This window comes from Ruminococcus sp., from assembly GCF_019417665.1.
Taxonomy (GTDB): Bacteria; Bacillota; Clostridia; order Oscillospirales; family Ruminococcaceae; genus Ruminococcus_C.
This window is the reverse complement of record NZ_DXUU01000011.1, coordinates 23,514-39,382: the sequence shown is the minus strand read 5'-3', so window position 1 is coordinate 39,382 and position 15,869 is coordinate 23,514. Positions and strand designations below refer to the sequence as shown.

The 15,869-nt window shown below is 49.8% G+C and carries 15 protein-coding genes; 12 read left to right on the top strand and 3 right to left on the bottom strand.

The features are described from left to right. Positions 1-55: 55 nt before the first annotated feature. The 11 genes from fumC to QZ375_RS04620 all read left to right on the top strand — a co-directional run bounded on the left by fumC (position 56) and on the right by QZ375_RS04620 (position 13,204). Positions 56-1,432 (top strand): class II fumarate hydratase, encoded by a 1,377-nt coding sequence (fumC, locus tag QZ375_RS04670; RefSeq protein WP_295215962.1) that lies wholly within the window; start codon positions 56-58, stop codon positions 1,430-1,432. 46 nt (positions 1,433-1,478) lie between these two features. Beyond that, a complete protein-coding gene (locus QZ375_RS04665; protein WP_295215959.1) occupies positions 1,479-2,261 on the top strand; it encodes a CoB--CoM heterodisulfide reductase iron-sulfur subunit B family protein in 783 nt (260 codons plus the stop codon). A 12-nt stretch (positions 2,262-2,273) separates the two neighbouring features. Then, a complete protein-coding gene (locus QZ375_RS04660; protein ID WP_295215957.1) occupies positions 2,274-2,654 on the top strand; it encodes a 4Fe-4S dicluster domain-containing protein in 381 nt (126 codons plus the stop codon). Positions 2,655-2,666: 12 nt separating this feature from the next. After that, entirely contained in the window at positions 2,667-4,667 is a 2,001-nt protein-coding gene (locus QZ375_RS04655; protein ID WP_295215954.1) for a CoB--CoM heterodisulfide reductase iron-sulfur subunit A family protein, read from the top strand. Continuing rightward, positions 4,658-5,098 carry a hydrogenase iron-sulfur subunit gene (locus tag QZ375_RS04650; protein ID WP_295215949.1) on the top strand — a complete coding sequence of 147 codons (441 nt, stop codon included), beginning with the start codon at positions 4,658-4,660 and terminating at the stop codon, positions 5,096-5,098. The genes QZ375_RS04655 and QZ375_RS04650 overlap by 10 nt, the downstream gene beginning before the upstream one ends. Next, a complete protein-coding gene (locus tag QZ375_RS04645) occupies positions 5,083-6,057 on the top strand; it encodes a 4Fe-4S dicluster domain-containing protein (protein WP_295215946.1) in 975 nt (324 codons plus the stop codon). Before QZ375_RS04650 ends, QZ375_RS04645 begins: the two co-directional genes overlap by 16 nt. After that, positions 6,057-7,091: a 4Fe-4S dicluster domain-containing protein gene (locus tag QZ375_RS04640; protein ID WP_295215943.1), complete on the top strand. Its 1,035-nt coding sequence runs from the start codon at positions 6,057-6,059 to the stop codon at positions 7,089-7,091. The genes QZ375_RS04645 and QZ375_RS04640 overlap by 1 nt, the downstream gene beginning before the upstream one ends. Further along, entirely contained in the window at positions 7,088-7,921 is an 834-nt protein-coding gene (locus tag QZ375_RS04635; RefSeq protein ID WP_295215940.1) for an FAD/NAD(P)-binding protein, read from the top strand. The genes QZ375_RS04640 and QZ375_RS04635 overlap by 4 nt, the downstream gene beginning before the upstream one ends. 18 nt (positions 7,922-7,939) lie before the next feature. Further along, positions 7,940-8,614, top strand: coding sequence for a 4Fe-4S dicluster domain-containing protein (locus QZ375_RS04630; RefSeq protein WP_295215937.1), 675 nt, complete (start codon positions 7,940-7,942; stop codon positions 8,612-8,614). Positions 8,615-8,629: 15 nt separating this feature from the next. Continuing rightward, the gene (locus QZ375_RS04625; protein WP_295215934.1) at positions 8,630-10,228 is read left to right on the top strand and encodes an FAD-dependent oxidoreductase; all 1,599 of its coding nucleotides are present in this window, start codon (positions 8,630-8,632) and stop codon (positions 10,226-10,228) included. Between the two features lie 366 nt (positions 10,229-10,594). After that, positions 10,595-13,204 carry a cation-translocating P-type ATPase gene (locus QZ375_RS04620; RefSeq protein WP_295215931.1) on the top strand — a complete coding sequence of 870 codons (2,610 nt, stop codon included), beginning with the start codon at positions 10,595-10,597 and terminating at the stop codon, positions 13,202-13,204. 72 nt (positions 13,205-13,276) lie between these two features. On the opposite strand, the gene QZ375_RS04615 is transcribed toward QZ375_RS04620, so the two are convergent. Then, positions 13,277-13,465: a hypothetical protein gene (locus tag QZ375_RS04615; protein WP_295215929.1), complete on the bottom strand. Its 189-nt coding sequence runs from the start codon at positions 13,463-13,465 to the stop codon at positions 13,277-13,279. Positions 13,466-13,576: 111 nt separating this feature from the next. Here QZ375_RS04615 and QZ375_RS04610 point away from each other — a divergent pair, with 111 nt between their 5' ends. Beyond that, on the top strand, positions 13,577-13,810 hold the full coding sequence (locus QZ375_RS04610) for a helix-turn-helix transcriptional regulator (RefSeq protein WP_295215926.1): 234 nt from the start codon (positions 13,577-13,579) through the stop codon (positions 13,808-13,810). A 57-nt stretch (positions 13,811-13,867) separates the two neighbouring features. Here the strand turns inward: QZ375_RS04610 and hydF are convergent, their stop codons facing one another. Then, positions 13,868-15,076 (bottom strand): [FeFe] hydrogenase H-cluster maturation GTPase HydF, encoded by a 1,209-nt coding sequence (gene hydF, locus QZ375_RS04605; RefSeq protein ID WP_295215924.1) that lies wholly within the window; start codon positions 15,074-15,076, stop codon positions 13,868-13,870. Further along, the gene (locus tag QZ375_RS04600) at positions 15,073-15,858 is read right to left on the bottom strand and encodes a PhzF family phenazine biosynthesis protein (protein ID WP_295215921.1); all 786 of its coding nucleotides are present in this window, start codon (positions 15,856-15,858) and stop codon (positions 15,073-15,075) included. Before QZ375_RS04600 ends, hydF begins: the two co-directional genes overlap by 4 nt. Positions 15,859-15,869: the final 11 nt, after the last annotated feature.

Genomic DNA, 15,869 nt, shown 5'->3' with positions numbered 1-15,869 from the left:
TGAATACGGGCTGTAAACCGGATCCCCGAAAATTTACAAAATAGGAGAGATGAACATGGAGTATCGCATTGAGCATGACTCGATGGGAGAGGTCAAGGTACCTGCCGACAAGTACTGGGCTGCACAGACAGAACGCAGCCATGAGAACTTTTTGATCGGCGTGGGCATTGAGACGATGCCCCGGGAAATCACACATGCTTTTGGTATCCTCAAAAAGGCTGCCGCAATCGCTAACCACAAGCTTCGTCCGGAAAAAATGACGGATGAGAAGCTTGCTGCTATTTCTACCGCTTGTGATGAGGTGATTTCCGGCAGCCTGAACGAGCATTTTCCGCTTGTAGTATGGCAGACAGGAAGCGGCACACAGTCGAATATGAACACCAACGAAGTCATTGCGAACCGTGGAAACGAGATCGCTGGAAAGAAACTTCTGCATCCCAATGATGATGTGAATATGAGCCAGTCCTCCAACGACACGTTCCCCACTGCAATGCACATTTCTGCTGTTCTGGAAGTGGAGGATAAGGTTTTGCCGGCAATTGACGAATTGGTAGCAACTTTCCGCCGCCTGGAAGAAGAGCATGAAGGCATTGTCAAGAGCGGCAGAACCCACCTTCAGGATGCAACGCCGATCAAGTTTTCCCAGGAGATCAGCGGATGGCGTACTTCCCTCGAGCGTGATCGCGAGATGCTCGTTTCTGCGCTGCCGTATCTGAAAACACTGGCACTGGGCGGTACCGCAGTAGGTACCGGTCTGAATGCGCCGAAGGGCTTTGATGTGGAAGTTGCAAAGGCAGTTTCTGAGTTAACTGGTAAGGACTTCGTTACCGCACAGAACAAATTCCATGCACTGACCAGTAAGGATGAGATCGTATTTGCACACGGCGCTCTCAAGGCACTGGCTGCGGATATGATGAAGATCGCTAACGATGTGCGCTGGCTGGCAAGCGGTCCCCGTGACGGTCTCGGCGAAATCACCATTCCTGAGAATGAGCCTGGCTCGTCCATTATGCCGGGCAAGGTAAATCCGACCCAGTGCGAACAGGTGACTATGGTCGCTGTGCAGGTAATGGGCAACGATGTGGCTGTCGGCATGGCAGCTTCTCAGGGCAACTTCGAGCTGAATGTATTTATGCCGGTTTGTGCATATAACTTCCTCCAGTCTGCACGTCTGCTGGCAGAGTCTATTGTTTCCTTTAACAAGAACTGTGCTGTGGGTATCTGCGCAAATCGTGAGAAGATGCACCACAACCTACACAATTCCCTTATGCTGGTAACAGCACTGAACCCCTATATCGGTTATGAAAACGCTGCCAAGACGGCAAAGAAGGCGTTCCATGACAATATTTCCCTGAAGGAAGCCTGCGTTGAGTTGGGATTCCTGACAGCGGAACGGTTCGACGAGGTGTTCCATCCGGAACAGATGGTCTGAACCCTGCGCTCTGCGCTGAAAAATAAGAAAGAAAGGTAGTTTTGCTATGACATACAGTTATTTTCCGGGCTGTACTTTAAAGACTAAGGCGAAAGACCTCGATCGTTATGCCCGGATCTCTGCTGAAGCATTGGGATTTACTCTGGAAGAACTTCCGGACTGGCAATGCTGCGGCGGCGTGTATCCGATGGCGAAAAATGAGATCGCAACAAAGCTCTCATCCATCCGTGCACTGGCAAAGGCAAAGGAACTGGGACAGCCGTTGGTGACTCTTTGTTCCGCCTGTCATAATGTCATCAAGCAGGTCAACCATGACATGCAGACGGATGACAACATCGTCCTGAAGGCAAACAATTATCTGAAGCTGGACGAGCCGTACCAGGGTGAAACCGAAGTGCTTCATTATCTGGAAGTGCTGCGTGACAAGGTAGGCTTTGATGAACTGAAAAAGAAGGTCGTCAATCCCCTGAAGGGCAAGAAAATTGCGGCGTATTACGGATGTCTTTTGCTTCGTCCGGGAAAAACCATGCAGATGGATAACCCGGAGAATCCGAAGATCCTGGAGGACTTTATCCGTGCCATCGGTGCGACACCGGTGCTCTATCCGATGCGCAATGAGTGCTGCGGCGGCTATCTGACACTGGATGAAAAGTCTGTGGCAGAGTCCCGGAGCAACAAGGTGATGACAAGCGCTGCGGAAAACGGTGCAGAGATGGTCATCACCGCATGTCCGCTCTGTCTCTACAACCTCCAGAAGAATTCCGGCGTTTCTGATCTGCCGGTCGCATACTTTACCGAACTGCTCGCAGAAGCACTCGGTCTGAAATAAGGAGGAACGGAAATGGCAGATTATAAAGAGCTCGTTCTGACAGCGAGCGGCGTCAATCCGCTCAAGTGTATGCGCTGCGGTAAGTGCAGCGGCACCTGTCCGTCTTATGATGCAATGGAATATCATCCGCATCAGTTCGTGTATATGGTGGAAAAGGGTGACATCGAAAAGCTCATGGCATCCAAGTCCATCTATACATGTCTCTCCTGCTTTGCCTGTGTAGAACGCTGCCCTCGTGACGTTGAGCCGGCAAAACTGGTGGAAGCAGTCAGACTGGCGGTGATTCGTCAGCAGGGACAGAATCACCTGAAATCGGAACAGATCCCCGAAATGGTAGATGAAGATCTGCCGCAGCAGGCGATCGTCAGCGCATTCCGGAAATACAGCAAGTAAGGAGGCATAAAAATGCGGAGAATTGGTGTTTTTGTATGCCACTGCGGTACAAACATTGCCGGTACTGTCGATGTAAAAACCGTTGCTGAAACTCTTGGAAAAGAGCCGGCAGTTGTTTTTTCGACAGATTATCCGTACATGTGCTCAGAGGCAGGCCAAAACATAATCAAGGATGCAATTAAGGAATATAAGCTGGAAGGCGTTGTCGTATGTTCGTGCTCGCCGCGTATGCATGAGGCAACCTTCCGGAAGGCAGTTCAGGCTGCTGGTTTGAACCCTTATTTGCTGGAAGTAGCAAATATCCGTGAGCAGTGCTCGTGGATTCACAAGGATATGGCAGCGGGTACTGCAAAGGCGATCGTTCTTGGACGTGCAGCCATTGCAAAGGTTCTGCTGAATACCCCGCTGACTGCCGGCGAAAGCCCGGTAACCAAGCGTGCACTGGTCATCGGCGGCGGCATTGCCGGTATCCAGACAGCCTTGGATATTGCCGAAGCTGGCTATCCGGTAGATATCGTGGAAAAAGAACCTACTATCGGCGGCAAGATGACACAGATCGACAAGACATTCCCGACACTGGACTGCTCGTCCTGTATCCTCACCCCGAAAATGGTAGAGTGTGCACAGAATGAGAACATTACCATCTACTCCTATAGTGAAGTAGAGGCAGTGACTGGTTTTGTAGGTAACTTCAGCGTGAAGATCCGCCGGAAGGCTCGTTATGTAGACGAGGACAAGTGTACCGGATGCGGCGCATGTACTGAAAAGTGCCCGGTCAAGAATGTACCGGATGCCTATAACCTGGGTCTGAGCAACCGCCATGCAGCTTACATTCCCTTTGCACAGGCAATCCCGAATGTGGCTGTTCTGGACAGCGAGCACTGTATCAAGCTCACCAAGGGTAAGTGCGGTCTCTGCTCCACAGTATGCTCCGCCGGAGCTATCGACTATGAGCAGAAGGAGACCATCGTTGAGGAAAAGTACGGCGCTATCGTTGCTGCAACAGGTTATAACCCCATCAACATTGATGGCTATGATGAATTCGCATATTCTCAGAGCAAGGACGTTGTGACTTCTCTGGAATTTGAGCGTATCCTCAAGGCAGACGGTCCTACAGACGGCCATCTTCAGCGTCTTTCTGACGGCAAGCAGCCGAAAACGCTGGTATTTGTACAGTGCGTGGGCAGCCGTGAATCTGGTTCTACCCATGGCTGCGGTAAGGAGTACTGCTCCAAGATCTGCTGCATGTATACCGCAAAACATGCAATGCTCTGCCGTGAAAAATATCCGGATACCGATGTCTATGTATTCTACATTGACGTTCGTACACCGGGCAAAAATTACGATGAATTCTATCGTCGTGCAGTAGAACAGTACGGTGTACATTATATTAAAGGTATGGTGGGCAAGGTCGCACCTCAGGCAGACGGTACTTTGGATGTCCAGGCTTCTGACCTGATCTCCAATGAGCAGCTGCACATCAAGGCAGATATGGTCGTTCTGGCAGCAGCCATTGAACCGGACAAGACAGCTCGTCCTCTGGCAACGATGCTCACTGCCAGCATGGATACCAACGACTTCTTCACTGAAGCACACGCAAAGCTGCGTCCGGTAGAATCCCCCACAGCAGGTGTATTCCTGTCCGGTGTCTGCCAGGGCCCGAAGGATATTCCGGAGACTGTTGCACAGGCAGGCGCTGCCGCATCCAAGGTAATTGGTCTGCTGGCAAAAGATAAACTCTCCTGCAATCCTTGTGTTGCACATTCCGACGAACTCAAGTGTAACGGCTGCTCAACTTGTGCAAATGTCTGCCCGTACGGCGCAATTACGTATGAGGAGAAGGACTTCAGCCGCCGCAAGGATGGCACAATGATTCGCCGTGTGGCATCTGTCAATGAGGCAGTTTGCCAGGGATGCGGTGCATGTACGGTTGCCTGCCCGTCCGGTGCAATGGATCTGAAGGGCTTCGCAACCAGTCAGATTATGGCGGAGGTAGATGCAATATGCAAGTAAATCAGGAATTTAGACCGAAAATCGTCGCATTCTGCTGTAACTGGTGTTCGTATGCAGGTGCTGATCTTGCGGGAACCAACCGCTCTAACTATCCGGCAGATGTCAAGATCATCCGTGTCCCTTGCTCCTGCCGTGTGAATCCGCTCTTTATTCTGCGTGCCTTTCAGCGCGGCGCAGACGGCGTGATTCTCTGCGGATGCCATCCGGGTGACTGTCACTACACCACCGGTAACTATTATGCACGCCGCAGAATGACCATGCTCTTCTCTATGCTCGACTATCTGGGTATCGAAAAAGAGCGTACCCGTGTAGAATGGGTATCCGCCGCAGAAGGTGCAAAGTTTGCAGCTACTATGAATGAATTCGTGGAAACTGTAACAGCACTGGGCGAGAACAAGAGACTGGAGGATCTGAGATGCAAAGCGAAATGATGAAAAGAGCCTCTGCGCTTCTGGCAGACGGTACAGTGGTACGTGTTCTGGGCTGGAAAAACGGTGAATTCGTATATGATCCCACACCGGCTGTGTTTGATTCTGCGGAAGCTCTGGAACAGGATTTTGTATATCACGATTTTTGCGGCAGCAACCTGTCGAAGTATTTGATCAAGCTGTCCAGATTGGAAGGAAAAACGCTGGTTTTTCTGAAGCCATGTGATTCCTACAGCTTCAATCAGTTGCTGACAGAGCACCGTATCAAGCGTGAAAATGTATATATTATCGGCATTCCTTGTGACGGAAAGCTGGATCCGGACACTGTCCGTGCTTCCGGTGCAGAAGGTATCCTGGGCGTTTCCACAGAGGGTGACACCGTAAAGGTGGATACCATGTACGGTGATGTGACCCTGAACAAGGCGGACTGTCTGCTGGAACGCTGCAAGGTTTGCAAGAGCCACGAAGTAGTCGTATTCGACGAAATGCTGGGTGAGAACGGCAGCGTAAACGAGGATTGCGGTCGATTTGATGAAGTGGCAAAGCTGGAAGCAATGACACCCGATGAGCGTTTTGCTTTCTGGCGCGGCGAACTTTCCCGCTGTATCCGCTGCAATGCCTGCCGCAATGTGTGCCCGGCATGCAGCTGTGAGCAGTGCGTATTCGACAACCCGGCATCCGGCGTGTCCCAGAAGGCTGCAGCAGATTCTTTCGAAGAGAATATGTTCCACATCATCCGTGCATTCCACGTTGCCGGCCGGTGCACAGACTGCGGCGAGTGCTCTCGTGTATGTCCCCAGCACATTCCGCTGCACTTGCTGAACCGCAAGTTCATCAAGGATATCAACACCTATTATGGAGAATATCAGGCAGGTGCAGAAGAAGGAAGCCGTGCACCGCTGGTGAACTTCACAAAGGAAGACTGCGAGCCGAATGTTGTATATAAAGGAGGCAGCAAGTGATGAAAAAAGTTTCATGTTCGAATCTGGATGCGCTGTTCGCTGCCATTGCAGAGACAAAAAAGCTCTATCTGCCTACAGCAGACGGTGCGGATGAAAAGCGTGGCGCAAAATATGCTGTTTGGACACCAGAAACGGTCTATGCAGCAGATGCTGTCAATACTGTCCGCAGTGCAAAGGATTTCTTCTTTCCGCAGGTAGAACGTATGGCAAACTTCAAGGTAGAGGGAAAATCCATCGAGATCGAAGATATTCGTGAGGAATGCGAGGACTTTGTGATCTTCGGCGTGCGTGCCTGTGATGCAGCAAGCTTCAAGATTCTGGACAGCGTTTATCTGTCCGATCCGGTAGACAGCTACTATCAGAACCGCCGGGAACATGGCGTGATCATGACTATGGCGTGCGGAAAGCCCAGCGAGACTTGTTTCTGTTCGGTATTCGGCATTGATGCCGCAGAGCCGGCAGGGGATATCAGCTGCTGGAAATCTGGCGATGAGATCCTGATGCAGGCAAATACCGAAAAGGGTGAGGCATTGTTGGCATCTCTGCCTATGCTGGAAGATGCTGCTGATAATGCTGCCGATGCAGCGAAGGAGAATATCCGCAAGGTGCTGGATAAGCTGCCGCTGAAGAACCTGTCTACAGATAAGTTCGGCGGTGATAAGCTGATGGAATTGTTCAATTCCGATAAGTGGGCTGGATTGTCTGAGGCATGTCTGGGCTGCGGTACTTGTACTTTTGTGTGCCCGACCTGCCAGTGCTATGATATCCGTGATTATGACACGGGTCATGGCATCCAGCGGTTCCGCTGCTGGGACAGCTGCATGTATTCCGACTTTACAAAGACTGCCGGCGGTCAGCCCCGTCCCACACAGTTGGAACGGTTTCGTCAGCGGTTTATGCATAAGTTGGTTTATTATCCCGCAAACAATGAGGGCACTTTTGGCTGCGTTGGCTGCGGCCGCTGCATGAAGAGCTGCCCGATTTCTATGAACATTGTAAAAGTCATGAAGACACTGGGGGAGGATCACGAATGAGACAAGAAGCGTTAATTCCGAAGGTCGGCGTTGTCACAGATATTCGTATCGACACTCCGGATGTCAAGACCTTCCGTGTGGTTGGCCTTGACGGAAAAAAAGTCTTTGAACATATGCCCGGTCAGTGCGCAATGCTCTCTATTCCGGGTGTTGGTGAGGGTATGTTTTCCATTACCTCTTCGCCGACAAATACTGAATTTATGGAATTCAGTATCAAGAAGTGCGGCTGCCTGACCAGCTGGCTGCACATGATGGATGTTGGTCAGCAGGTGACCATCCGTGGACCGTATGGCAAGAATTTCCCCGTAGAAACGGAACTAAAGGGTAAGGATCTGCTCTTTATTGCCGGCGGTATCGGTCTGGCGCCGCTGCGTTCTGTCATTAACTATTGCCGTGACAAGAAAAAAGAAGATCCCAATGCTTATGGCTCACTGCATATCATTTATGGTTCTCGTTCGGCAGATGATCTGGTAGATTATCAAGAAATTCTGGATGAATGGAAGCAGGACTGTAAAGTGGATCTGACCATCGACCGTCCTCAGGAAGGCTGGGATGGGCACGTTGGCTTTATCCCCAGCTATGTGGAAGAGTTGAAGCCTGATCTGAACCGTACAGTTCTCATCTGCGGACCTCCTATTATGATCAAGTTTACGCTGGATGGTTTGAAAAAGCTGGGCTTCCAGGAGACACAGGTGTATACCACAATGGAGCTGCGTATGAAGTGCGGTATCGGCAAGTGCGGTCGTTGCAATATCGGTGACAAATATGTCTGCAAGGACGGTCCGGTATTCCGCTTTGATGAGCTGTCCGAACTGCCGAATGAATATTAATGGTAAAGGAGAATTCACATGGAACAGATGGTTAATGTGTTCGTGATGGGCAAGAAGTACGAGGTACCTGCCAGCCTGACCATCATGAAGGCTTTGGAATATGCTGGTTATAAACTGGTTCGAGGCTGCGGCTGCCGGAATGGTTTCTGCGGTGCGTGTGCTACGATCTACCGTATCAAGGGCGACAGAGAACTGCACACCTGCCTGGCTTGCTCCACACAGGTGGTAGATGGCATGTACATCACTCAGCTGCCGTTTTTCCCGTTGATCAAGGAGATTTATGATATCAACGAGGTGCGTCCGGATGAGACTGTTATGATGAAGACCTATCCAGAAATTTATTCGTGTATCGGCTGTAATGCATGTACAAACGCATGTACACAGGAACTGAATGTAATGCAGTACATCGCATATGCACAGCGTGGGGAATATGCAAAGTGCGCAGAAGAATCCTTTGACTGCGTTATGTGCGGCGTTTGCTCTTCTCGCTGCCCGGCTGGTATCTCTCATCCTCAGGTTGCAATGCTGGCTCGCCGCCTGAATGGTAAGTACATTGCACCGAAGTGCCAGCATCTGGCTGACCGTGTCGAAGAGATCGCAAACGGTAAGTGCGAAGAAGCGATCCGTGCAAATATGGCACTGGATGATGCTGCTATCCGTGAGATGTACAACACTCGTGAAATCGAAAAGTAAGGGAGGATCTGCAGAATGTATACTGAAGAAATGCTGGAATCCATTAAGCTGGTAGAGGCTGCGAGAGCAGAAAATGCTGCAATGGAACCGAGAAGAATGATTGCGGAGGAAAAGGACACCCTGCTGAAAACATATCACCCGGACTATCGTACCGACCAGTTTGATACCATCACTGTTGGTCCGAACAAGGGTGAAAAGGCTCCGAAGGAATTGGTTCGTCTGCTCCAGGCAGACAGTCGTATCAAGGATGATCTGCCGGATCTGTCCTGTCCGGACTATGAGACTGATGTGCTGATCATCGGCGGCGGCGGCGCAGGTGCTTCTGCTGCAATTGAAGCTGACAATGTAGGCGCAAAAGTGATGATCGTAACCAAGCTGCGTATCGGTGATGCAAACACCATGATGGCAGAAGGCGGCATCCAGGCTGCAGATAAGCCCAACGATTCCCCGGCACAGCACTTCCTGGACGCTTATGGCGGCGGTCACTTTGCAGCAGACAAGGAACTGGTTTACAAGCTGGTTACCGAGGCACCGGACTGCATCCAGTGGCTGAACGAACTGGGTGTAGAGTTCGATAAGGACGCTGAAGGCAACATGATCACCACCCACGGCGGCGGTACTTCTCGCAAGAGAATGCACGCTGCAAAGGACTATTCCGGTGCAGAGATCATGCGTACACTTCGTGACGAGGTGCTGAACCGTGAGATTCCGGTTGTAGATTTCACTTCTGCAATTGAGCTGATCATGGACGACAAGGGTCACTGCGCAGGTGCTGTTCTCCAAAACATGGAAACTGGCGAGATCCTGATTGCAAAGGCAAAGGTCGTTATCATCGCTACCGGTGGTGCAGGCAGAATGCACTATCAGGGATTCCCGACTTCCAACCATTATGGCGCAACCGCAGATGGTCTGGTATTGGCATATCGTGTCGGTGCTCCGCTGCTGTATCAGGATACGCTCCAGTATCACCCCACTGGTGCGGCTTTCCCGGAACAGATCTTCGGTGCATTGGTTACCGAAAAGGTTCGTTCTTTGGGCGCAAAGCTGGTTAATGTGAACGGTGAAGTATTCATGCATCCGCTGGAAACCCGTGATGTTGCTGCTGCATCTATCATTCGTGAGTGCAAGCGCGGCAATCAGGTCAAGACACCGGAGGGTCAGGGTGTATGGCTCGACACACCGATGATCGAACTGAAAAACGGCGAGGGTACCATCGAAAAGCGCATCCCGGCTATGCTGCGTATGTTTGGCAAGTACGGTATTGATATCCGTAAGCAGCCAATCATTGTATATCCTACACTGCACTATCAGAACGGCGGCGTAAAGGTCGGCACTGACAGCCAGACCTGCGTGGAAAATCTGTTTGTTGCTGGTGAGGCTGCTGGTGGTGTGCACGGCCGTAACCGTCTGATGGGTAACTCTCTGCTAGACGTTATTGTATTTGGTCGTAACGCTGGTAAGTATGCTGCAGCAAAGGCAAAGGATGTTGTTGTGGGAAAGCTGACGCTGGATCACGTTGCAAAGTTCGAAAAGGAACTGGCAAACGCTGGTATTCAGGCAGATACCGTTTCTCCGATGCTCCTGCCGGATTATGCTCGCAAGGTCAATGACTAATTGCTGAGATAATTCTATTTGATAAATCAAATGAGACTGACGGTGCTCTGGCGCTGTCAGTCTTGTTTTTTGTGGAAGAAAGAAATGATCTCGGCAGTTATTTGAAAAAAATTTCAAATTCCTCTTGACAAAACGAAAGAATCTGGGTATAATAATAGAGTAAAAGAGAGTAGCTGGCAGGGGGAACCCTGTTTATGCGGCGTCAGTACGGCTGTGAAAGCAGCCCGCTTCATATCTAAACGGCGAGACTTTTACGGAGCATGGCAGACAAGATAGGTGTCGGTTCCGTAAAGGCTTGCCGTTTTTGTTTGTCCGCTTTTGTCAACCGAACCGCAAAAATGCTACAAAAGGAAAGGAATGTTGTGTATGAACGAACGCTATCGGCAGCAGCCAGAGGAGATTTTCCGTGAGCTGGAAACCAGCCCTGAGGGGCTTTCTTCGGAGACGGCTGCCAGACATGCGGAGCAGTACGGAAAAAATGCCATTGCTGAGGGAAAGAAGAAACCCACCTGGCTGATCTTCCTGGAGCAGTTCAAGGATTTTCTGGTTATTATTCTGATCGTTGCTGCTTTGATCTCTGCATTTACCGGGGACCTGGAGAGTTTTCTGGTTATTATTGCCGTCATTACCATGAATGCCATTTTGGGCACGGTGCAGACGGTAAAGGCTGAGAAATCCTTGTCTAACCTAAAAAAACTCTCATCTCCGACAGCAAAGGTATTGCGTGGTGGAGAAAAGCTGGTGCTCGCGGCAGAGGAGATCACTGTGGGTGATGTGGTGCTTCTGGAGGCTGGCGACCAGATCCCGGCAGACGGCAGACTTATTGACTGCGCATCACTGCAAACGAATGAAAGTGCGCTCACTGGTGAGAGTACCAATGTGGAAAAGAGCCTTGATCTTATTACTAGTGAAGTGCCTCTGGCTGATCGGAAAAACATGGTGTATTCCGGCGGATTTGTTACCTATGGCCGTGGTACCTGTGTGGTGACAGACATTGGCATGAGCACGGAAGTGGGTAAAATTGCGACGCTGATCCAGAATGCAGAGGCAAGAAAAACACCCCTGCAAAAGACACTGGATCAGTTCGGCAAGCGGCTTTCTATGGCCATTCTGGTGATCTGCGCTCTGGTATTTGTGTTGAGTCTGGTGCGTGCAGACAGCATCAACTTCAATGCTGTTATGGACTCCTTGATGTTTGCCATTGCATTGGCAGTTGCGGCGATTCCGGAAGCCCTCAGCTCCATTGTCACCATTGTGCTTTCTTTCGGTACACAGAAAATGTCCCGTGAAAATGCCATTATGCGAAAACTTCAGGCAGTTGAGGGCTTAGGCTCTGTATCTGTCATTTGTTCTGATAAGACCGGAACTCTGACGCAGAACAAAATGACTGTCCGGAAAATTGTGGCACAGCAGCATATTATTACGGCAGATGATGTGAATCCGGAAAATGAAGCAGAGCATGAGTTGATCCTGGCTTCGGTATTATGTAATGATGCGACTTTTAAGGACGGCGTGGAAATCGGAGATCCCACGGAGACGGCACTGGTGCGGTTTGCCCAGGATCATGGGCTCTCAGATGAGACTATGCGTCAGGAATGTGCACGTATCAGTGAAATTCCTTTTGATTCTGATCGGAAGCTCATGTCTACTCTGAATGACTGCGGTGGAGTACGGAAAATGTACACCAAGGGTGCGGCAGATGTGCTGTTGGATCGGATGACATGTTCCCAGGTAGAAAAGCAGGAGATCGTGGAACAAGTAGAGCAGCTTTCCGAACAGGGATTGCGCGTGCTGTGTTTTGCGGCGAAGGAATTCTCCGGCGATACGCTGTCGGCAGAGGATGAAAACGGTCTGACCTATTTAGGGCTGATGGCTGAGATGGATCCGCCTCGTGTGGAGTCGAAGCAGGCAGTTGCAGAGTGTAAGTCTGCGGGCATTAAGCCAGTTATGATTACCGGCGACCATATTGTGACAGCGTCTGCTATTGCAAAGGAAATCGGTATTCTGGAGAAGCCGGAAGAGGCTGTAGAGGGTTCTGCTCTGGATGCATACACAGATGAACAGCTGGTGGATTTTGTGGCAGACAAATCGGTTTATGCCCGTGTGACACCGGAGCACAAGATCCGTATCGTCCGTGCATGGCAGACTCGGGGTAATATTGTTGCCATGACTGGTGACGGCGTCAACGATGCACCGGCATTGAAGCAGGCAGATGTTGGCGTGGCAATGGGTATTACGGGAACGGAGGTTTCCAAGGATGCGGCAGCCATGATCCTGACGGACGACAATTTTGCTACCATTGTCAAGGCAGTCAAGAATGGGCGAAACATTTATGAGAATATCAAAAAAGCCATTCTGTTCCTGCTGTCAGGCAATCTTGCCGGCATTATTGCCGTGCTGTTCTGCTCATTAGCAGGTTTACCGGTGCCTTTTGCGGCAATACACCTGCTGTTTATCAATCTGCTGACGGATTCTCTCCCGGCAATTGCTCTGGGACTGGAACCGCATATGGATTCTGTCATGAAGAAGAAACCCAGACCGGCAGGAGAGTCTATTCTGACAAAGGACTTCCTCATGCGTGTGGGCTATTCCGGTGTTATCATCAGTCTGGCAACTATCGGTGCATTCTTGCTTGGTTATTTCTACGATGGTGCACATAATGCCAGTGCAGCAATGACTATGGCGTTTGCAACGCTGTGCATGTCCCGACTGTTCCACGGTTTCAGCTGTAAGGCAGACGAACCGGTGATTTTTTCCAAGCGTCTGTGGAACAACAAGTTTGGTCTTATGGCATTTGCAGTGGGTATGATCCTCATCAATGCAGTGCTGTGGATTCCGGGTCTGCATGGTCTGTTCCAGATCGAAAATAACCTGCCGGGTGTGCTCATTGCTGCAATGTATGGATTTAGCTTTGGCTCTATGGTGCTGGTGCAGATCGTAAAAGCGATTGTGGCGGCTGTGAAGAAGTCGAAATAAATTATTGTTCGAATATGAGAAAAACCTTTCTGCTTTTTGATGGGCAGAAAGGTTTTTTGTTTAATACTGTTTTTATTTTGCTTCGGAAATCAACATTTCTTCTGTACGTTGTTGAGCAAATTTCAAATTGTCAATTTGATTTTGTAATTGCAATTTGATATTATCTTCGATTTGTGTATTTTCGAAGAGATGTTCTAAAGCTTCAACTGTATCGCAAATCGAAGAAAAAAGCATAAAATAGGTTTTCTTGTAGTTATCCATAGAAGCACCTCACTTTCTTTTTCTTTATTATGCCACAAATTGTGCCAAATGTCAATAGTATAAATGACAGCATGATAAAATAATAGAGGAAATCAATAGGAGGTTTACTCTATGGCATATGAACGTATTCGGAATTTACGGGAAGATGCAGATTTCACGCAGCAACATATGGCGGATCTTTTGTTTATCAACCGCCGGACGTATTCCAGCTATGAAGTGGGTTCTCGCATGATTTCGCCGGAAATATTGGGAAAGATCGCGGATATCTTTCAAACAAGCGTGGATTATCTAATGGGACGGACAGATATCAGAGAGCCTTATCCGAAAAAGAAACATTCTATATAAATGACAAAAAACCTTTCTGCTTTTGATGGGCAGAAAGGTTTTCTTTTATGTTTGGGCTTATAATTGTTCCAGAACTGTCAGACTCCGTTCCAGAATGCCATTGAGATAGGCAATCAATGTTCCGTAATTGGTATAGGGCACGCCCTGGGCAGCAGCTCGTGCGGCACGGGATTCCATTTCCCGCTGATTCAGCATACAGCCGCCGCAGTGCACCACCAGCTGATAGGGAGACAGATCCTCCGGAAAGGTATTTCCCGAAGTGAAGTCAAACTGAAATGTCTTTCCTGTATGCGCTTGAATCCACTTTGGCAGCTTCACTGTACCGATGTCATTGCATTGCCGGTGATGCGTACAGCCTTCGGAAATCAGGATGCGGCTGTTTTCCGGGAGTGTTTCCAATGTTTTCACCGCCTGCACAGCCGGTTTCAGTACACCTTTGTAATGGGCAAATAAAATGGAAAAGGATGTAAGCGGTATCGCATCCGGGACGATTTCCTTGACCTGACCAAATGCCTGGCTGTCTGTGACCACCAGTTTCGGAGGTTGCCGGAGCATTTTCAGGGAAAAGGCAAGCTGTTCCGGCTGAGCGACAAGGCAGATTGCCGTCTTGTCCAATATCTCCCGGATTGCCTGTACCTGGGGCAGGATCATGCGCCCTTTTGGTGCAGATTCGTCGATGGGAGTGACAAGCACCACGATATCTTCCGGGCTGAGCCAATTGCCGAAGATAGAACGCACTTTCTGATCAGTAATTTGTCTTTGATAACGTGCGGCAAGCTGTTCTTTCAAGGTTGTAATTCCTTTGCCTGTGATTGCGCTGACCGGAACTGTATCGGGCGGCAGGATTTTTGGCAGTATCGCTGTGTCCGATTTGTTCCATGCAATAAGATAGGGAATATGTCGGTTTTTCAGTTGTTCCAGAAGTGCATTGTCCTCCGGCATCATGCCTACAGTACCATCCACCACAAGCACTGCCAGATCGGTGTGCTCCAGCGTGCGCTGGGTTCGTGCGATACGCATTTCGCCCAGTTCTCCCACATCATCTAGTCCGGGCGTGTCAATCACCACAACAGGGCCGATGGGCAGTAGTTCCATTGCCTTTTCCACTGGGTCGGTTGTGGTTCCACGGATATCGGAAACAATGGCAATATGTTGTCCGGTGACAGCGTTCACCAAACTAGATTTTCCGGCATTGCGTCGCCCGAAAAAGCCGATGTGTATGCGGTTTCCCCGTGGAGTTTGGTTGAGATCTTGTTCCATGGTCATGCTTCCTCCGGTACGAATATTTCCCCGTGCAGATACAGTTTCGCTTCACCAGATATTTTTACGTCCTCTTTCCCCATGGAACAGTATAACACGCCGCCTCGTTCCGATAGTTGTTTTGCCAGAAAATCGGTTTTGCCTAGTTTTTCATGCCAGAGAGGGATTAAACTGCTGTGGGAGGAACCAGTGACAGGGTCTTCTAGTTTCAACTCCGGGCAGAAGAACCGGGACACAAAATCAGCATCTGTTCCCTTTGCTGTTACGGCGATCCCCATCCAGTCACTGAGTTTGCTCAAACGCTGATAATCTGGCAGGAAGTCTTTCACTGCCTGTTTGTTTTCCAAGAGAACATACAGATCACGTGCGGCGTATACTTCCAACGGTTCTGTTCCAAGTGCAGCGATCATTTCCTGTGTGACAGGGATTTTTTCAGGGGTACGCAGAGGAAAGGACATTTCAAAGCGGTTGCCATGTCGGATAACATGCAGAATGCCGCTGACTGTGTGGAAGGAGACTTCCTGCAAATGGGGTTCCAGACAGGTACAGAGGACGAATGCTGTCGCCAATGTGGCGTGACCGCACAGGTCGATTTCAAATGTGGGCGTGAACCAGCGGAGATTGTACTGCTGCTGATTTTTGTATAAAAAAGCAGTCTCGGAAAGATTGTTTTCCGCAGCAATCTTCTGCATCAGTGTATCAGGGATCTCATGTTCTAGAATGCAGACACCAGCTGGGTTTCCCCGGAAGAGCTTGTCTGCAAAAGCATCCACAACATAGTAATTCATGGCATAACCTC

Excerpts from the sequence above, each read along its gene's own strand:
- hydF (WP_295215924.1), bottom strand. The coding sequence starts at position 15,076 with ATGACCATGGAACAAGATCTCAACCAAACTCCACGGGGAAACCGCATA.
- QZ375_RS04630 (WP_295215937.1), top strand. The coding sequence starts at position 7,940 with ATGGAACAGATGGTTAATGTGTTCGTGATGGGCAAGAAGTACGAGGTA.
- QZ375_RS04640 (WP_295215943.1), top strand. The coding sequence starts at position 6,057 with ATGAAAAAAGTTTCATGTTCGAATCTGGATGCGCTGTTCGCTGCCATT.
- QZ375_RS04645 (WP_295215946.1), top strand. The coding sequence starts at position 5,083 with ATGCAAAGCGAAATGATGAAAAGAGCCTCTGCGCTTCTGGCAGACGGT.
- QZ375_RS04615 (WP_295215929.1), bottom strand. The coding sequence starts at position 13,465 with ATGGATAACTACAAGAAAACCTATTTTATGCTTTTTTCTTCGATTTGC.
- QZ375_RS04660 (WP_295215957.1), top strand. The coding sequence starts at position 2,274 with ATGGCAGATTATAAAGAGCTCGTTCTGACAGCGAGCGGCGTCAATCCG.
- QZ375_RS04635 (WP_295215940.1), top strand. The coding sequence starts at position 7,088 with ATGAGACAAGAAGCGTTAATTCCGAAGGTCGGCGTTGTCACAGATATT.
- fumC (WP_295215962.1), top strand. The coding sequence starts at position 56 with ATGGAGTATCGCATTGAGCATGACTCGATGGGAGAGGTCAAGGTACCT.
- QZ375_RS04665 (WP_295215959.1), top strand. The coding sequence starts at position 1,479 with ATGACATACAGTTATTTTCCGGGCTGTACTTTAAAGACTAAGGCGAAA.
- QZ375_RS04625 (WP_295215934.1), top strand. The coding sequence starts at position 8,630 with ATGTATACTGAAGAAATGCTGGAATCCATTAAGCTGGTAGAGGCTGCG.
- QZ375_RS04650 (WP_295215949.1), top strand. The coding sequence starts at position 4,658 with ATGCAAGTAAATCAGGAATTTAGACCGAAAATCGTCGCATTCTGCTGT.
- QZ375_RS04600 (WP_295215921.1), bottom strand. The coding sequence starts at position 15,858 with ATGAATTACTATGTTGTGGATGCTTTTGCAGACAAGCTCTTCCGGGGA.
- QZ375_RS04620 (WP_295215931.1), top strand. The coding sequence starts at position 10,595 with ATGAACGAACGCTATCGGCAGCAGCCAGAGGAGATTTTCCGTGAGCTG.
- QZ375_RS04610 (WP_295215926.1), top strand. The coding sequence starts at position 13,577 with ATGGCATATGAACGTATTCGGAATTTACGGGAAGATGCAGATTTCACG.
- QZ375_RS04655 (WP_295215954.1), top strand. The coding sequence starts at position 2,667 with ATGCGGAGAATTGGTGTTTTTGTATGCCACTGCGGTACAAACATTGCC.